Origin of the sequence: Shinella sp. BE166, assembly GCF_051201095.1 — a bacterium.
GTDB lineage: Bacteria > Pseudomonadota > Alphaproteobacteria > Rhizobiales > Rhizobiaceae > Shinella > Shinella lacus.
This window is the reverse complement of record NZ_JBPEHL010000015.1, coordinates 25761-42187: the sequence shown is the minus strand read 5'-3', so window position 1 is coordinate 42187 and position 16427 is coordinate 25761. Positions and strand designations below refer to the sequence as shown.

The window sequence follows — 16427 nt, the reverse complement described above, 5'->3', positions numbered from 1 at the left end:
CATGCGTGACGATGCGCCTGATGTCGAACCGCTCATCCAGCCACTGACCCGGCCGCCGACATATTTCGGGGTCGACATCATCGTGTTCGTGGTGAACGGCATCTTCGGGATCGTCATCTTCATCGCATCGTCTAGCTTTCTCGCGCCGCTGGTCGTGGTCCCGGTCCATTTCATCGGGCTCTACCTGTGCCAGCGCGACATCCACATCGTCCGCGTAGCGCAGGTGTTTCTTTCGATGCGCCGGGCGATCCGCAACAGGCGCTTCTGGAAAGCGGGGAGCTACGCCCCATGAACATCGTCAATCACGACCTGAAGTTCGGGCGCGAGCGCGCCCGCGATCTGGGGATCGGCACGCATGTTCCCTACCTTCGCCATGTCGATGAGGAGACCATCGTCACAAAGTCCGGGTTGCTGCTGCAGGTGATCCGGCTTTCCGGTCTGCCCTACCAGACCATGGACCAGGCCGAGATCAACGCGCGTCTTGCCAACCGCAACATGACGGTGCGTTCGCTCGGCTCGTCACGTTTCGCGCTCTATGCCACAATTATCCGGCGCAAGATCGCACCTGCCATTGATGGCGATTTCGACAATCCCTTCGCGGATGAGCTGAACGCCCGCTACATGGACGGCCTGCAGCACCGGACGATGTTCGTCAACGAGCTTTATCTAACGGTCATCCGTCGCCCGATGACCGGGCGCGCCGGCAAGGTCGACCGCATGTTCGACATCTTCCGCATGGCCGACAATGAGGTCGAAGCGCGGGGTGAGGCGCTGCGCGACCTCAAAGACATGGTTTCGGGCATCGTCGGCGATTTCCGCACCTATCGCCCGGAGATCCTCTCCTGCGTCACCCGCGATGGCGGACTCTTTTCCGAACCGGCCGAATTCTTCGCAAAAATCCTCGCCGCCGGCGATGAGCGCAGCATGCCCCTGCCCCGCATGTCGCTCGCCGACTATGTCGGGACCGGGCGGATCATGTTCGGCCGCAAGGCGACGGAGATCTGGTCGGCCGACGGCGCGACGTCCAAGGTCGCGGCGATGGTGTCGATCAAGGAATACCCGCCGATGACGACACCCGGCCAGCTCGACGGCTTATTGCGTCTCCCCTACGAGTTCATTCTCACCCATTCCTTCGCGCCGGAAGACCGCACCACGGTCACCGAAGCGATCGCCACGATCAGCCGGCAGATCTCCAACTCCGACGACGGCGGCACGGCCGTCGAGGACGATATCGAGACGGCGCGTGATCGGCTGGCGTCGGGCGAAGTCGTGTTCGGCAAGCACCATATGACCGTCGCAGTGCTCGAGCGCGACCTGCCGCGGCTGAACCGGGCCGTGGCCGACGTCACCGCCGAGCTGGCGCGCATGGGCGTCGTCGCCGTGCGCGAAGACCTCAATCAGGAGGCGGCCTGGTGGGCGCAACTGCCGACGAATTTCGCCTATATCGCGCGGCAGGGCCTGATCTCGTCGGTGAACTTCGCGGGCCTATTCTCCGCGCACAATTTTCCGTCCGGGCAGACGCACAAGGTCCATTGGGGAATGCCGGTCTCGCTGCTGGAGACCACCAGCCAGACGGCCTATTTCTTCAATTTCCACGAGGCGGATGTCGGCAACTTCACCGTCATCGGCCCCACCGGCTCGGGCAAGACCGTCGCCCTCTCCTTCCTGCTCGCCCAGGGCATGCGCATCCAGCCGCGCCCGCGCTGCGTCTTTTTCGACAAGGATCGCGGCGGCGAGATTTTTGTCCGCGCCATGGGCGGACGCTACGAGCGGCTATCGCCGGGAGAACCGACCGGCTTCGCGCCGTTGCAGCTCGACGACACGCCCGCCAACCGAAGCTTCGGCAAGACGCTGGTCTCGTACCTCGTCACGCCCTCGGACCGAGTGCTGAATGCCGAGGAAATGGCTGTGATCTCCGACGCGGTCGACAGCATCTATACCGATTTCGAGCGGCAGCAGCGCCGGCTTGACATGCTTGCCGAGGCGATGCGCGGGCGGATGCGCTCTGGCATTGGCGACCTGGCCGACCGGCTGAAGGAATGGACCACGGGCGACAAGGGCTGGCTGTTCAACAACCCAACGGACAAGCTCGACTTCGAAGGCTCGGTCATCGGCTTCGACATGACGGAGATTCTCTCCGACAAGCGTACGCGCTCGGCGGCGCTCCTCTATATGTTTCATCGAATTGGGGAAATCCTCGACGGGCGCCCATCGATGATCTTTCTCGACGAAGGCTGGCGGCTGCTTGATGACGAGGTGTTCTCGGGCTTCATCAAGGACTGGCTCAAAACCATACGCAAGATGAACGGTATCGTTGGGTTCGGCACGCAGTCGGCGGCCGATGTCGTGCGCTCCGACCTGCGCAATACGATCATCGAACAGACGATGACCAACATCTTCTTCCCGAACGCGTCCGCCGACGAGGAAAGCTACCGCAAGGCGTTCGGCTTGTCGGAAAAGGAATTCCGCTTCGTGAAACAGGCGGACAAGGCCAGCCGCACCTTCCTCATCAAACACGCACAGGACTCGATCATCGCCCGGCTTGACCTCTCGGCGATGCCCGATCTGGTGAAGGTGCTGTCCGGGCGGCCGGAGACCGTGCGCGAATGCCAGGCGTTGCGCGAGACGTATGGCGAGGCGCCGGCAGCGTGGCTTCCCCATTTCTGCGGCTGGACCATTCCGGAGGCGACCGATGCGTAGAGCGATCATTCTTCTGCTGTCCGCGACAATGGCCGGAGCGCCGGCGCCGTCGGCCTGGGCCGACATTCCTGTCATCGACGACGATGTGCAGGAGAAGCGTGCCGAGGACGAGGAGCACTCGAAGAAGGATACGGAAACTCAAGGTCAGCAGCTCGATGAGCAGGAGGTCACCAACTGCAACATCTCCCAGAAGGAGAAGAACCGGCGGCTTTACCGCTCGCCGGCGCAGGCGGTGAAAGAGGATGCCAAGAACGTCGAACTGATCAAGCACTATGCCGAAAAGTACAATGTGCCCGTCGGCCTCGCCCTGTCCGTGGCGCATGCGGAGTCCGGGATTTCGACGTGCTCGGGCTCGCCGACCGGCGTCAAGGGCGTGATGCAGCTGACAAAGCGGACCGGCAAGGGCATGGGCTTCGACCGCGACATCAACGAGGAGAACATCGAGGGCGGCGTCAAATATCTCGGCATGGGCGTCAACAAATGCGGCAGCACCGACTATGCCTGCCTCGCCTCCTGGTACAACGGATCGACCGCGGCGGAGCAAAAGAACTGGGCGGGAAAAGTTGGCCGGAACCACACCTGGTTCAACGCCTATACCGGCGGCTCGAACATCGAGGATATTTCTTCGCCCTCGTATAAATCCTATGTCGACTATGGTTCTGGTTCCACGCGCAGCTCGAACAGCGCCGCGTCCGGCGCGGTCGACCGGGCCGTTTCGGGCATCGACGCGAGTTCGGCGCGCGTCCAGGAGGCGGGCCGGCGCATCGATGCGCTGTCGGCGTCCGTTGGCGCCTCCGAGATCTATCAGGATGCCTGGGACGACAACACGCAGGCGCGCACTGTCAATGCCGAGCTTTTGAACAACCTGATCACCGCTCGCAATCTGTTCAACGAACTGCTGCAGGCGCGCATGCAGATGCGGCTTTCGAAAACATCCGAGACCGCCAAGACCCTGAAATCCGACAGCAAGGTCAACCCTTATAGCTGCGATCCGGTCATCCTGGAGGCGATGAAGGTGCCGCGCGAGGACTGGCCGCGCTGCGCGGTGGTCGCGGCCGCCGACGCCGACAGCGAAATCCTGTCGTCCGGAGCCTCGGATCGCTCGGTCAGTGACAATCTTACATCCATTCAGAACGCCGCCAACGCGGCCGATTAAGGGGGTTCTCCATGAACAAGCTTCTCCTCGTCACCGCCGCCCTCGCCTTCTCGACGCCGGCGCTCGCCGACATTCCGGTGATCGACAACACCAATCTCGCCATCGCCAAGAAGAACGCCGAGAACACCGGCGAGATCATGAAGACCAATACCAACATCCTGGAAAAGACCAAGGAGATCCTCGGCGCGCTGTCGGGCAGCCGCGACGGCTCGATGGGCATTTCCTCGACCGGCCTCGGCGGCAATATGTCGGTCTCGGCCGCGCCATCCTTCTCGTCGATCATGAATGGCGGCACGCTGTCCTTCGGCGGTCTCGGCTCCGACGCCCAGAATATCGCCGCCACGCTGATCAACGGGCTGCAGCTCGTCAAGCAGGTCAAGGCGATTGTCGAGGGCGAGAACGCCGGCGCGATGAACAATGCCTTCTCGGGCGCCGTCAACACGGTGGCGCTGCTTTCGGCGCTGACGCAGCAGGCGACGAAAGGCGTGACGCAGCGTGAGCAATCGCTGCAGTCGGCCACCGGCCAGATCGGCTCGGCCGAGGACGTCAAAGGCTCGGTCGACGCCAACACCCGCATGCAGCTGGAGACGGCGCGGACCATCAACGAGCTGATCGGCGTCTCGAACGGCGCGGTCTCGGCCCTCAACACCGAAATGCAGATGCGGCTTACCCAGCAATCAGAGACCGCCAAGATGCTGCAATACAAAGACATCAACCCGTTCAAGTGAGGCCGCATGCGTTCGCTCGTTGCCACAATGCTGGCGGGGCTGGTCCTGCTCGCCGGTTGCCAGACGAAGGGGGAGAAAAAGGCTCCCTGCCCGCCGATCTCGGGATATTCGGAGGCCGATGACCTGTGCGGACCGGCTTGGCCGGTCAACGACGTGTTCGCGCCCGTGCTGAAGGAATAGGCCAATGGCAGCGACCACGATCATCTCGGACATTTTTGCCAAGCTCGACGGCATCGGCGAGACGTTCATCAAGAACGCCTATGACGGCCTCGCGCTTCAGGTGAATGTCCTGTTCGGGTCGATGCTCACCCTCTATGTCATCTGGTGGGGATACATGATCCTTGCCGGCCGCGACGGTTTCTCCGTGCCGGAAGCCGCGTGGCGGCTTGGGCGTGCCTTCGCCATCTATTATATGGCCACGAACTGGGGGGCGTTCTCCGCCACCCTCTACCAGCTGGTGCAGTCCGTGCCCAACTTGATCTCCGATACGATCATCGAGTCGATCGCGGGTTCCGGTGGTGCGCTCGATGGCGGCACAGGCGACACGACTGGCGTCGTGAAGATTCTCGACGCCGTGTTCGAGACCGCAGGCAAGATCTATGAGCAGGTTGCGACCGGCACCTTCGAATATGTCGGCGCGCTGATCGGTGCGATCGTCTTTGTCGTCGCCATGATCTTCATCGCCGTCGCGGCCGCCGCGATCCTTGCCGCCAAGCTGATGCTGTTCATCACGCTTGCACTGGCGCCGGTGTTCATCATCCTGGCGCTTTATCGCTGGACCTTCCGCTTCACCGACGGCTGGCTGCTGCTGATGGTCAACCTGATGGTGACGCAGACTTTGATGATGGCGTTCCTCGCCTTCCTCTACCAGCTGATCGAGCTCGCCATCAACACCGCCAACAACACGGCGACGGAAAGCAAGCTCTCCTATGTCGCGCCGTTCGTGATCGTCTGCCTGCTCGGGATTGTGGTGTTCCGGTTTATCCCGGCCTTTGCTGCCGCGATTACCGGGGGCACGGCGCCTGGCCAAGGCGATGTCCCCTTCCAGGGAGGAAGGGAGTCGTTGCGACGCACCGGATACCAATTCACCAACCGAGCGCAGATTCTCCGAACTGGCCTCGGGCGTCGCCGAACATCCGCCGACGTTCAGGCAGCACGGGCGCGTGCGATACAGCGTGAGACCGAAAGGAACGGGCAATTTTAGGCTGGCCAGACGGATCTTTGCTCGTTAAATATAGTTTATATGAAGGAGGCTCGAATGCACCCTTGGAATGATCCCCGTCGCTATCAGGCGGCTCTACATCAGCAGGCTCAGATCAACGACGAAGCCGCGGAACACGCTCGCGCCGAATCCAAAAAGGGCGGCGGCTTCGGCTATCTGGTGTTCATCCTTGCGGTTATCTTCTTCAAACCGATCGCGGAATATTGCATCGATCTCTACAACACGCTCGCCGGCTATGCTCAAAGCCTCGGCGCATTGTTCGGCCTCTGAACAAGGAGGCTTGAGAATGAAGAAACTCGCGTCGATGATGTTCTCGCTCGGCCTGCTGTTTCCCGCTGCGGCATGCGCGCAATCGCCAAGCTCGATCCTGCCGGTGCTCACCGGGACCTATGCACCCGCTGAAGGCGGCTGCGAAGCGGCGGCCGCCGCGTTTATCTATGTCGAGGACAAGGCTATCGGCGCCAACAAAACCGCCGGCAAGGTGCTGTCCGTCAAACAGGACGGCAGCGCCTATACGCTGGATGTCCTGTGGATCGAGGCCGGCTCTGATGAAGCGGACGGCGACCGCGATAGCGTGACGATCGAGGTGAAGGACGATCGCTCCTTCTTCTTCTCCAATACGGCGTCCAAGAAAACGCTGATGCGCTTGTGCAGGTAGGACTTCGTTCGGCTGCACCGAGGAGCTGAGCGCTCCCTAATCCCAGGCTTTGCGGATTGATCCTGACGCCGGTCCACCCGGCAGAGGAGATCGCTCGGCCAAGAGAATAAACTATAGTTTCTTTTTCGCCGTCGGCGATCACCGGATACCCAAATGACCAACGAAGACGCCGCAGGAAATACGATAGAAACCCTGCCGATCGATCTCACCGCCTATTGGAAAGCCGGCGCATCCTGGGAGGCCGAACTTTATCGCAAGGAGCGCCGCTCCCGGAAAATCGCCTGGACGGTCGCGACCGTCGCCGGCATTTCCACGCTTCTCAGCCTGTCGGCCCTCAATCTCCTCGTTCCCCTGAAGCAGTTCGAGGCCGTGGTGGTGATTGCGGACAAGACCACCGGCTTCGTCGAGGTCGCCCGTTCCTTGAACGAGAGCAAGCTTTCCGAGAACGACGCCATCAAGACCGCCAACATCGTCCGTTACATCCGGGCGCGCGAGACCTACGACCCGCGGGCGCTGAAGGACAATTACGATCTCGCCCAGCTCTACTCGACCGGGCAGGCCGCAGCCGACCTCCGCCACGAATTCGAGCCGTCGAACCCGCAGTCGAAGGACAAGCTGCTTGGCCGCGACACCCGTATTGCCGTCACCATCAAGTCGGTCTCGTTCCTCAACGCCTCCACGGCGACGGTCCGCTTCTCGACCGAAACACGCCGCGACAACACCCTGCGCCGCGAGCATTGGGTCTCGGTGGTTCGCTTCCGCTACACGACCGCACCGCTGAAGAACGAATATCGCTTTGACAATCCGCTCGGCTTCCAGGCTACCGAATATAGGCGCGACCAGGAATCGCTGCCCGAAGTTCTGCCGGCGGATAGGGCGGCGCGATGATGCGGAAATCTTGCCTCGCCCTCGCAGCGCTCGCGCTGTTCGCCACCGCAACCGCCTCACCAGCGGCCGATCCTCGCATTCGTTATATCACCTTCAACAATAATGCCGTCGTCACCGTGCCGGCCGGCCTCGGTGTCTCCACCATGATCCAGCTTGGCAGCTCCGAGGTGATCGAGACCATTTCGGCCGGCGATACCGCCAGCTGGTCGATTGTGCCGAAGAAGGGATCCGGCATCCTGTTCGTCAAGCCCCTGCGCGAAAACGCCGAGACCAACGTCAATATCGTCACCAACCAGCGCGTCTATGCCCTGCTCCTGAAAGGCTCTGCGGCGGCCGACCTGCGCGCCGCCTTTCAGGTACGGTTCAAATATCCCGATGAGGACGTCAATGCCCGGCTGCTGGCCGCAGCGCAGGAGAGCGCCAAGGATCCGTTGCTGAAGGATCTCGATCCGAACCGCCTGAACTACGACTATGTGTTCAAGGGCGACACGAGCCTGAAGCCGCGCGTCGCCTTCGATGACGGCACCCATATGTATCTGGAGTTCCCCGACGAAATCCCCGCGATCCTCGTGGTCGAAGGCAAGCGACAGGAGTCGCTCGTCAATCTGCGCACCCAAGGCAAATATGTCGTCGTCGACAAGATCGCGGCGCAGTTCACCCTGCGCGCGGGTGACAAGTGGCTGTGCCTCTATAACCGGCAGGCCAATCGCCAATCCTTCGACCTCATCGAGGACGCCTACGGGCCGAAGCGCCTCGGCCAAAAAGAGGAGCGCCAGCGGTGAGCAAAATCGACTTCGACCATCTCGATGGACAAAGCAGCGTCGCGAGCGACCGCAATGGTCGCCTCGGCAAGCTGGCCCTTCCCGTCCTGCTCGTTGTCGGCGTCGGCGTTCTCGCCTATGTCAACTGGCCGACGGGACCACAGAATCCCAGCCTCTCCGAAGGCAGCGGCGAGAGCTTCGAGACCTCGAATTCCAGCATTCGCGATTTTCCCGACGAGCCGGTGAAGCAGGCGGCCGATCCCAACCTCGTGCAGATTCCCGTCGCGGAGAAGAAGCCGGTGGATTCCGCCGATGTCGACGTCACCATCAACCAGGGGGACGATCTCGAAAAGCTGCGGCAGATTGAGGAAGCACGTCGCAAGGCCGAGGAAGAGCGGCTACGGATGGAAGAGGCGCGCCGGCGGGCGGAAGAAAATGCCCGTCTCGCCGAACTAGAAGCCAAGCGGTTGGCGGATGAGGAAAAGGCACGTTGGGAACGGCTGCGTTCCGAGCAGATCGTCCTCGATGGCTCGAACCGGGAGACGCTCGCCGGCGACCAAGTTGTGACCATCGCCGACGATGGCCAGCTCGTCGCGGTCCCCGGCGCGGAAAGCGATGCCAACAAGGCCTTCCTCGCCCAGTCGGAAAAGCAGACTGCCGGCATCGTCAAGGCGACCCGCTTCGACCGGACGGATGCGCTGGTCGCCCAAGGAACCATGATCCGTGGCTTCCTCGAGACGGCGATCAATACCGACCTGCCCGGTATGGTGCGCGCCGTCGTGCGCGAGGATGTCCGCTCTCTCGATGGCGGGCGCATCCTCATTCCGAAGGGCTCTCGGTTGGTCGGGGAATATAAGTCCGGCCTGGCCCGCGGCCAGAAGCGCATCTTCATCGTCTGGTCCCGCGTCATCCGCTCGGACGGCGTTTCCGTCGAGATCGCCTCCCCTGGCGCCGATCGCCTCGGCCGCGCCGGGCTCACCGGCGAGATAGACACGCATTTCTGGGAGCGGTTCGGGTCGGCAATCATGCTGTCGGTGATCGGCGGGGCGGCGGAATATGTCTCGGCGCTGGGCGATACCGCCACGGAAAGCGCCCGGTCGATCTCGACGGTCGATCCGATCACCGGCGCGGTGACGACGATCACCACGGAGCCGAGCCGCACGGCTGCTGAAGCCCGTTCGATCGCCGCCGAGAAATCGTCGGCCGTCCTCCAGGATATCGCCAACGAAGCCTTCAAGGAAAGCTCGAAGATCCCGCCGACGATCTATGTTGCCCAAGGCGAGTCGATCATCGTCTATCTCAGGCGCGATCTCGACTTCTCCGCCTTCTATGCCGACCCCGTCCGGCAGGAGATGATGCGCCTGAAGCGCGGCGGTCAGATCCGACGCAATGTCGACCCGACGCCCTACTATCCGATCGCGCCGGTCTACAAATGAAGCAGTTTCCGTTTCTCGATAAAGCTCTTGAACGGCTGAAGCCGTTCCTCTCGGATGATCGCGTCTCCGAAATCTCGGTCAACCGCCCCGGCGAGGTGTTCATCGAGCGACTTGGCATTGCCGGCATGGAACGCGTTGTCGACGCGCAGTTTACCGCCGACTGGATCAGGACACTGAGTGAGCGGGTGGCGGGCTCCACCAACCAGGTCGTCAACGAGGAACATCCCATCCTGTCCGCCTCGCTTCCGACCGGCGAGCGCTTCCAATGCGTGCTGCCGCCGGCCGCACCCGCCGGCGGCGCGATCTCCATCCGCAAGCAGGTCATCCATGACATCGGCCTGGACGTCTACAAAAGCCGTGGCGCCTTCGACGATACGCGGGTTGGCCGCCAACTCCGGCTTTCGCCGGCCGAAGAGACCCTTGCCGCCATGCTGCAGGGCGATGTCGACGTCATGGAGTTTCTCCGGACCGCAGTGCGTTCGCGGGTATCGATTGCGGTCTCCGGGGGCACCTCGACCGGCAAGTCCACCTTCCTCAACGCGCTTCTGAAGGAAGTTCCAGACGAGGAACGCATCGTGACGATAGAGGACACGCGCGAGCTGAGACCGCCCACTCCGAACACCGTCGCCCTGCTCGCGTCGAAAGGCGATCAGGGCCGGGCAAAGGTCACGCCACAGCAACTGCTGGAAGCGTCGCTGCGTATGCGGCCGGATCGCGTGATGCTGGGCGAGCTTCGCGGCGAGGAGGCTTTCTCCTTCCTCCAGGCGATCAACACCGGCCATCCCGGCTCGCTGACCACGGTCCATGCTAATTCCGCCCGCGACGCCTATGATCGTCTTGCCTTGATGGTCATGCAGAGTGGTGTTCGGCTGCAGAAGCACGAGATCATCGACTATCTGAAGGAGGTGATCCCGGTGGTTGTTCAGCTTTATCGTTTCCCGGACGGTCGGCGGGTCGTGTCGGAAATCGTCTTCACCAAGGGAGACGTACTGTGAACCCGGCGATCCTGCTGTTCGGATTTGTCATCGCCGCCGCGATTGCGGCCTTCGTCGCCTCGCTTGCCTATGCCGGCCTCTATTACGCCTTCGATAACTCGACCTGGATGTTCCAGGCGCTGCAGGGCGATATGCTCGCATCTTATCGAGCGGCGCGTCTCGACCTCTCCGCCGGCGCCTGGCATCGGCCTGTGATCGCGGCGGGCGCTGGCGCGCTTGCTGGTCTCGCAATGCTCATCACCGCGATGACCGGCAGGAAGAAATCGACGGACGCGCGGTTTCTGAGCCCGCTGGAAGCGCGGACCCTCGGGCTTACCCGCACGGGTGGCGTGTTCGTTGGCCGGATCGGCGGCAGCCTGATCAAGGTTCCGGGCGGCTTCACGCAGCGCGGGTCCGGCCGGCGGCGGTTCTTGAAGCCGATGCTGTTCGGCGGCAAGAAGCTCTGGATCGATGGCGACGACGTCGGCGGCTTCGTGATAGGACCGCCGCGTTCCGGCAAGGGCGCCTCGCTGATCGTCCCGAACTGCCTGCTCTGGCCCGACAGCATTGTCGTGCTCGACACGCGCGGCGAAACCTATGAGGCGACGGCGGGCTATCGCTCGAAATTCTCGCGCGTGTTGCGGTTCTCGCCGGCGGACGAGAATGGCGATACCGAATGCTACAACCCGCTGGATTTCGTGGCCATCGATCCGGACCAGCGCGATATCGACATCAACTCGATCGCGACCGCTTTGCTGCCGACGCCCAAGGGCGATGCCTACTGGATCTCCGACGCCAGGGCTCTGTTCGCCGGCGTCACATCCTGGGTGCTGGAAAACCCGGATATTCTCGACAAGGACAAGAACCTTGGGACGGTCCTCAACGTCGTCGAGGGTGGTGATCAGCCACTCCGCAAGTGGCTGGAGGAAGTTGCCAATCCCGAGCTTCGCGCCGAGTGGATAAGCTCGTTCACCTATACCACCCTTGCCCGCTTCGCCGTCATGGCCAGCAAGCAATTCGATGGGGTCTATGGCTCCCTCGCCGCCGCGGTCCGGCCGTTTAAGAACAACCGCATCCTGCGTGCGACGGCGCGGTCGACCTTCGACATCCGGGCGATGCGGCGCGAAAACATGAGCCTTTTTATGGATTTTCGTATCCAGCAGATCGCCTCGATCGGGCCGATCTTCAATGTGTTGATGGTGCAGTTCATGGATTACATGTCGCGCGCCATGATGCAGCGCGGCGAGCGCCGCGTGCTCGTGCTGCTCGACGAATTCCAGAACCTCGGCAAGCTGGGAAACGCTCTCACCGTCGCCACCGTCCTCGGCGGCTACGGCATTCCCTGCTGGTTCTTCGTCCAGTCCCTGCGCTCGATCGACAACGTCTACACCCGTGAGGGTCGGCAGACGCTGGTGAACTCGGCACGCGCGCAGATTTTCCTCGGCGCGCAGGATCCGGAGGATCAGCGCTATGTCTCGCAGCTCCTCGGCGAGCGGAAGGAAGTGACAGTCGACAAGGCGGTGTCGACAGGTGTGACCCTGTTCGATCGAAAGGGCGCAACCATGTCTCACAAGACCACGATGCGGCCGCTTATGCGGCCTGACGAACTCGGCGCAATGAACGAGACCCGGTGCATCATCAAGCTGCGGAACCAGCAGCCGATCTTCGGCGTGCGGAATTTCTACTATGCCGATGGTGAGTTGATGAAGCGGGCGTGGTTGCGCGTCCCGGCGCAAAAGGCGCAACCGATCGTCGGCGCCGTAACGCCTTTCCCTGATTTGGATCTCGAGAGCGACGCATCCGCGGACAGCCCCATACCTGTACCTGCGGCAGCAGGAGCGAAGTTTGCCGCAAGGTGTTCGGACGCCGCGACGCCGTCGTCGTCGTCGATGAGGAATCCTGAAGCTCACCTGGAAACTTCACCGGCTCCGCATCAATCAGAACATCACGAGGGACCGGCTATCAGGGATGTGGCCGCCGGCGGGCCGGACTTCAAATCCGCCATGAAAAAAAGCGCCGAGCGAAGGGCCGACGCGGAAAAGTCGCTCGAGAAAATCCTGGCCGTCCTCGAAAACGCACCCGCGAAGAAGCGGGCGGCCAAGAAGATCCAGAAAGAGATAGCGTCGGCCTTTTCCGATACATAGCCCCACCCGTGCCGCATATAGCCACCGATAGAGACGGACCGCCCCAACACCGCTGCTTGATGGCGGCGGCAAAGCCTATGGATCAACGGATATGACTGCCGCCATTGACGTCCAGCGTCGCGCCGTTCAACGAATCCTGGCCGTAGCGCAGCACGAAGGCGACAAGCTCCGCGACTTCTTTGGGCTCGGCCATATCGCCCACCGGTATCTCGTCCATCGCCGCCTCCCCCCCTTGCGCCGCGATGTAGTGTTCAGCCATGCCGGTGCGCACCAGCCCCGGTGCGATACACACCGCAGATGCGCCCTCGCGACCGAAACTGCGGGCAATTGATTTGGTGAGATTGATCATTGCCGCGTTCGCAGCACCATAGGGGATCGAATCCGACGCGCTCCCGCGCTGTCCGGCCCGGCTGGCTATGTTCACGATGCGCCCTCCCCCTTCGGTTCTGAAATGCTGAAGGGCTTCCTTGCAAAGGTCGGCGGCGGCGAAGAAATTAACCTGGAACTCGTTCTGCCACGCCGCTCTCCATTCTCCAGGCGAACTTTCAATGGATATTTCGGTACGGATGCCGGCATTGTTGACGAGGCCGTGAACACGGCCAGCATAGTCGACTGCTTTCCGCCATAGTTCGAACGGGCCGTCGACGTCAGACAGGTCGGCCTGAAGAACAAGGCCGTTGCCGTCGATCCGGTCTAACAGTGTCTCCGCTGCATGCTCGTCCTGGCAATAGTGAATGATCGGCCGTCCGCCCTCCAGGGCGACGCGCTCGACGATCGCTGCCCCAATGCCTCCCGACGCTCCGGTGACCAGGATTGTCTGTCCAAGCAGAGGTTTATCCATATGCCGTTCCATCATTCACTTCGCCTCCTTGAATATTCAGAGTTTAGGACCACGAGAAAACACAATCATCTGCCACGTACCGCCGGCGCGGCGCGATCGGTCCAAGGCACTCGTCGAGACAGACCGCGATCGACCAATATCGGCCCGCGTCATCGTGGGTATCCAGCCCGTGGGACTACGCCTCTTTTTGGAGGCGAAGCCACGAGACGGCACGAAATCGAGCGAAACGAAACGAAACGCGAGGCGATAAGTCCTTGTTAAAAAATGGAAAGTTTTTTCTCCCACCGCCGAGGGACGGGAGCGATTTCAAAGAACTCTTTAAACGATTGGCCGCAGCGGGAGCGGGACGGCCTTTAGGAAGCGATGGGTTCCCGGCGGGACCGTGGACGCCGGAGCTTCTTGCAGCGGCGATTTCGGAGGTTGATTCGAACCGCGCTGGGGTCGACCTGCGCACGGTGCAGCTCTGGTTTCAGGAAAATGACAAGGGAATCAGCACCGCCAACATTCGGTGGCTGGCGAGGATTTTCGGATGCGATGATCCGGCCGCAACCAGCGAATGGCAGATGGAACTGAGCGCAGCGCAATCTCGACTGACGGCCAAGAGGCGCGAAGGGAGGAGGGAAGCGGGAAGTGCGCCATTCGAAGGCCGAGATTTACCGCCCATTGCAACAGAGATCGACGACCTAGGGTCCGCGCCGGGTCCGGTGCATTTCGCCCGTGCCACTCCTGGGACAATCCGTCCTACAGGTTTAGCGATGAGATCTGAGGCGCTCTTTAGCAGCGGATCCCCCTTGAACTTGCCCGCGGCAGTGTTTGCGGGCGCCACCGCACTAGGCTTTCTATCCTATGTCACCGGCATCTACAGCATCAATGTCGAGCGGGTGGACGGGGTCGTCAAGCAAGTCGGATTTCTTTGGGCGCCGAACTGGACTTTCGTTTTCCTGGTGTTGCTGCCGCTGTTTCTGGCTTTTACGATAGACCTTCTCGTCTTTTGGAAATCTGAGGGGCGCGTTACGGTCGGAGCGCCACACGATCAGGTCGAAAGCCTGAACGGGTGGGCGCGCATTGTCGTAAGTTCTTCCTTCACCTACTGGGCTGTTTTTCTGGTTTGTATCGTATTCGCGGGAGTGATCCAGTGGGTCGAAGTGTGTTTTCTTCCATTGATGAAAGGTGGAGGCGACTATGCGATAGATTGGGGTAAAATAGCGATCGTGCGCCCGGACGTCATATCTGTCTCTGAGGCGATCATTTTTACAGGCCTTGCCTACTCGTATATGGCGATTTGCTTTTATGTTTTTTTCGTTGGCCTAATTCTGCTCTACACCATCGCCCATGATTTCTCGACAATCACAAAGAAGTTGAAACTGCGACCGGAGGGTGATCATCCTTGCGAGATCAACGAGATCGCCTTCAAGACCATGTGTGGGATTTTCCGATGCACTGCATTGGGTATCATGGTCGCTATATGCATGAAGGGCCAAAGCTCTTATCTCACATCGGCTGGCCGGAACATCGCGCTGTGGTTGATCAGCGACATGTCCTCAGCCCTGCATGGACGGATTAGTCCGAACGTCGGAACCGGATATAGAATGCCGACGCACTATAGTAGCCTCCTCATCGTTGTTTCGACGAGCATTGTATTCTTGTTCGCTTGTGTTCGCTTAGGATTGGACACCCGGATTCGAAAGACTCTATGGATAATGTCGACGGTCGTAGCCCTACTTATTGCATCGTATCTGTTGATCGATGCGTTCCCTGGCTTCTCGATACTTCTGGCGCTATCAGTGCTTTCTGCACTCTATGGCTTGTTCAATCCAGGGTACGGAACATGGCGAGCACGCGGTTTTGGAGCCAAGATAAATGTATCATAAATGGCTGGATCGATGGGATGAACGGCGGGCGCGGCGTGGCGAGGAAGGGAAGCACGCAACTGCCTTCGCGTTCGACGCGGAACTCGCCTTTCCCGGAGCCGGCAATGTTCGGTGCATCGAGAAATACTGTGCCCTTGCGGACAAGGCGCTGGCTGACCAGTCTTTTTTCGAACGACCCGCTGCAGTTGACCACGGCTTTCATCGGCAAGATGAATGGCTCAAATTTCCCTCTGAAATTACGACCGATGTTGAGGAAAACAATACTGTTTGGGCGAAGATAACCGACAGTGGATCGCTTAGTCATGCGCTTGTGGTCTTTCATCATTGGAATGCGAGGGCGCGAAACGGCCAGCTTGCCAGATTCCTTTCGCGGCGTGGCATTACCGTTGTCGAGATTGCCATGCCGTATCACTTCGAGCGTAGCCGCCCTGGCTCCACGCACGCTGATTATATGCTCAGCGCAAGTCTCGGCCGAACAATCCAATCGATCAGACAGGCCGTTTTGGATGGGCGAAAACTTATCCGTTGGCTGGGGACGGAAGGCTACAAACAGATATCTGTTCTCGGCATGAGCCTGGGCTCGTGGGTCGCAGGGCTCATCGCTGCGCATGAGTCGACTGTTTCGAAAGCTTCATTGTTCCTGACAGCTGGAAGCCTGGCGGATATGGTTTGGACCGGCCGCGCTACACGCTCAATACGAGACAGCTTCGAACGAACTATTGACTTGACAGAACTCCGGAGGGCTTGGGGTCCACTGGACATGGAAAACCATGCGAATCGGTTGGCACGGCCGGGTCTCGATCTTCATGTTGTGCTGGTGAAGAGAGACAAAGTGGTATTACCTGAGCTATCAGCAAGCTTCATGCACAAGCTGACGGGCGCTGGTGCGAGGCCGACCGTTTTGACATTGAACTGCGGTCACTATTCACTCGCCATGCCGCCGTACATTCTACAGGCGGGTTTGAGCATGAAGCGGTTCGTGTCGCGCTGACAAGATCAGCCTGGTGTTTAGTTGGTAAAGTGTTGTACCAATTCGAACCTGCGAACC

General features: G+C 60.8%; 16 protein-coding genes. 15 read left to right on the top strand and 1 reads right to left on the bottom strand.

Annotated features, from left to right (window positions below):
• Position 1: 1 nt before the first annotated feature.
• The 13 genes from J2Y63_RS27420 (at position 2) to J2Y63_RS27360 (ending at position 12667) form a co-directional block, all read left to right on the top strand.
• Positions 2 to 292 (top strand): type IV secretion system protein VirB3, encoded by a 291-nt coding sequence (locus J2Y63_RS27420; RefSeq protein ID WP_435268683.1) that lies wholly within the window; start codon positions 2 to 4, stop codon positions 290 to 292.
• Entirely contained in the window at positions 289 to 2700 is a 2412-nt protein-coding gene (locus J2Y63_RS27415; protein WP_435268682.1) for a VirB4 family type IV secretion/conjugal transfer ATPase, read from the top strand. The genes J2Y63_RS27420 and J2Y63_RS27415 overlap by 4 nt, the downstream gene beginning before the upstream one ends.
• A complete protein-coding gene (locus J2Y63_RS27410; protein WP_435268681.1) occupies positions 2693 to 3856 on the top strand; it encodes a transglycosylase SLT domain-containing protein in 1164 nt (387 codons plus the stop codon). The genes J2Y63_RS27415 and J2Y63_RS27410 overlap by 8 nt, the downstream gene beginning before the upstream one ends.
• 11 nt (positions 3857 to 3867) lie before the next feature.
• Entirely contained in the window at positions 3868 to 4584 is a 717-nt protein-coding gene (locus J2Y63_RS27405; RefSeq protein WP_435268680.1) for a type IV secretion system protein, read from the top strand.
• 6 nt (positions 4585 to 4590) lie between these two features.
• Positions 4591 to 4764: a hypothetical protein gene (locus tag J2Y63_RS27400; protein ID WP_435268679.1), complete on the top strand. Its 174-nt coding sequence runs from the start codon at positions 4591 to 4593 to the stop codon at positions 4762 to 4764.
• A gap of 4 nt (positions 4765 to 4768) precedes the next feature.
• Positions 4769 to 5788 (top strand): type IV secretion system protein, encoded by a 1020-nt coding sequence (locus J2Y63_RS27395; RefSeq protein ID WP_226622997.1) that lies wholly within the window; start codon positions 4769 to 4771, stop codon positions 5786 to 5788.
• A 54-nt stretch (positions 5789 to 5842) separates the two neighbouring features.
• Complete coding sequence (locus J2Y63_RS27390) at positions 5843 to 6076, top strand: hypothetical protein (RefSeq protein WP_435268678.1); 234 nt, start codon at positions 5843 to 5845, stop codon at positions 6074 to 6076.
• A 16-nt stretch (positions 6077 to 6092) separates the two neighbouring features.
• The gene (locus J2Y63_RS27385; protein WP_435268677.1) at positions 6093 to 6464 is read left to right on the top strand and encodes a hypothetical protein; all 372 of its coding nucleotides are present in this window, start codon (positions 6093 to 6095) and stop codon (positions 6462 to 6464) included.
• Positions 6465 to 6617: 153 nt separating this feature from the next.
• The gene (locus tag J2Y63_RS27380) at positions 6618 to 7352 is read left to right on the top strand and encodes a virB8 family protein (protein ID WP_435268676.1); all 735 of its coding nucleotides are present in this window, start codon (positions 6618 to 6620) and stop codon (positions 7350 to 7352) included.
• On the top strand, positions 7349 to 8134 hold the full coding sequence (locus tag J2Y63_RS27375) for a TrbG/VirB9 family P-type conjugative transfer protein (protein WP_435268675.1): 786 nt from the start codon (positions 7349 to 7351) through the stop codon (positions 8132 to 8134). The genes J2Y63_RS27380 and J2Y63_RS27375 overlap by 4 nt, the downstream gene beginning before the upstream one ends.
• Complete coding sequence (gene virB10 / locus J2Y63_RS27370; RefSeq protein WP_435268674.1) at positions 8131 to 9549, top strand: type IV secretion system protein VirB10; 1419 nt, start codon at positions 8131 to 8133, stop codon at positions 9547 to 9549. Before J2Y63_RS27375 ends, virB10 begins: the two co-directional genes overlap by 4 nt.
• Positions 9546 to 10544 carry a P-type DNA transfer ATPase VirB11 gene (virB11, locus tag J2Y63_RS27365; RefSeq protein WP_435268673.1) on the top strand — a complete coding sequence of 333 codons (999 nt, stop codon included), beginning with the start codon at positions 9546 to 9548 and terminating at the stop codon, positions 10542 to 10544. The genes virB10 and virB11 overlap by 4 nt, the downstream gene beginning before the upstream one ends.
• Positions 10545 to 10651: 107 nt before the next feature.
• Complete coding sequence (locus J2Y63_RS27360) at positions 10652 to 12667, top strand: type IV secretory system conjugative DNA transfer family protein (protein ID WP_435268672.1); 2016 nt, start codon at positions 10652 to 10654, stop codon at positions 12665 to 12667.
• A gap of 82 nt (positions 12668 to 12749) precedes the next feature.
• On the opposite strand, the gene J2Y63_RS27355 is transcribed toward J2Y63_RS27360, so the two are convergent.
• Entirely contained in the window at positions 12750 to 13523 is a 774-nt protein-coding gene (locus J2Y63_RS27355; RefSeq protein WP_435268671.1) for an SDR family NAD(P)-dependent oxidoreductase, read from the bottom strand.
• Positions 13524 to 13762: 239 nt separating this feature from the next.
• Here J2Y63_RS27355 and J2Y63_RS27350 point away from each other — a divergent pair, with 239 nt between their 5' ends.
• Complete coding sequence (locus tag J2Y63_RS27350; RefSeq protein WP_435268670.1) at positions 13763 to 15379, top strand: RcgA family putative transporter; 1617 nt, start codon at positions 13763 to 13765, stop codon at positions 15377 to 15379.
• Positions 15369 to 16370 carry an RcgR family putative quorum lactone hydrolase gene (locus J2Y63_RS27345; protein WP_435268669.1) on the top strand — a complete coding sequence of 334 codons (1002 nt, stop codon included), beginning with the start codon at positions 15369 to 15371 and terminating at the stop codon, positions 16368 to 16370. Before J2Y63_RS27350 ends, J2Y63_RS27345 begins: the two co-directional genes overlap by 11 nt.
• Positions 16371 to 16427: the final 57 nt, after the last annotated feature.

Bases quoted from the DNA above. Each gene is read 5' to 3' on its own strand.
- J2Y63_RS27390 (WP_435268678.1), top strand. From the start codon at position 5,843: ATGCACCCTTGGAATGATCCCCGTCGCTATCAGGCGGCTCTACATCAG.
- J2Y63_RS27405 (WP_435268680.1), top strand. From the start codon at position 3,868: ATGAACAAGCTTCTCCTCGTCACCGCCGCCCTCGCCTTCTCGACGCCG.
- J2Y63_RS27380 (WP_435268676.1), top strand. From the start codon at position 6,618: ATGACCAACGAAGACGCCGCAGGAAATACGATAGAAACCCTGCCGATC.
- J2Y63_RS27385 (WP_435268677.1), top strand. From the start codon at position 6,093: ATGAAGAAACTCGCGTCGATGATGTTCTCGCTCGGCCTGCTGTTTCCC.
- J2Y63_RS27410 (WP_435268681.1), top strand. From the start codon at position 2,693: ATGCGTAGAGCGATCATTCTTCTGCTGTCCGCGACAATGGCCGGAGCG.
- virB11 (WP_435268673.1), top strand. From the start codon at position 9,546: ATGAAGCAGTTTCCGTTTCTCGATAAAGCTCTTGAACGGCTGAAGCCG.
- J2Y63_RS27420 (WP_435268683.1), top strand. From the start codon at position 2: ATGCGTGACGATGCGCCTGATGTCGAACCGCTCATCCAGCCACTGACC.
- J2Y63_RS27395 (WP_226622997.1), top strand. From the start codon at position 4,769: ATGGCAGCGACCACGATCATCTCGGACATTTTTGCCAAGCTCGACGGC.
- J2Y63_RS27375 (WP_435268675.1), top strand. From the start codon at position 7,349: ATGATGCGGAAATCTTGCCTCGCCCTCGCAGCGCTCGCGCTGTTCGCC.
- J2Y63_RS27345 (WP_435268669.1), top strand. From the start codon at position 15,369: ATGTATCATAAATGGCTGGATCGATGGGATGAACGGCGGGCGCGGCGT.
- J2Y63_RS27415 (WP_435268682.1), top strand. From the start codon at position 289: ATGAACATCGTCAATCACGACCTGAAGTTCGGGCGCGAGCGCGCCCGC.
- J2Y63_RS27400 (WP_435268679.1), top strand. From the start codon at position 4,591: ATGCGTTCGCTCGTTGCCACAATGCTGGCGGGGCTGGTCCTGCTCGCC.
- J2Y63_RS27355 (WP_435268671.1), bottom strand. From the start codon at position 13,523: ATGATGGAACGGCATATGGATAAACCTCTGCTTGGACAGACAATCCTG.
- J2Y63_RS27360 (WP_435268672.1), top strand. From the start codon at position 10,652: ATGTTCCAGGCGCTGCAGGGCGATATGCTCGCATCTTATCGAGCGGCG.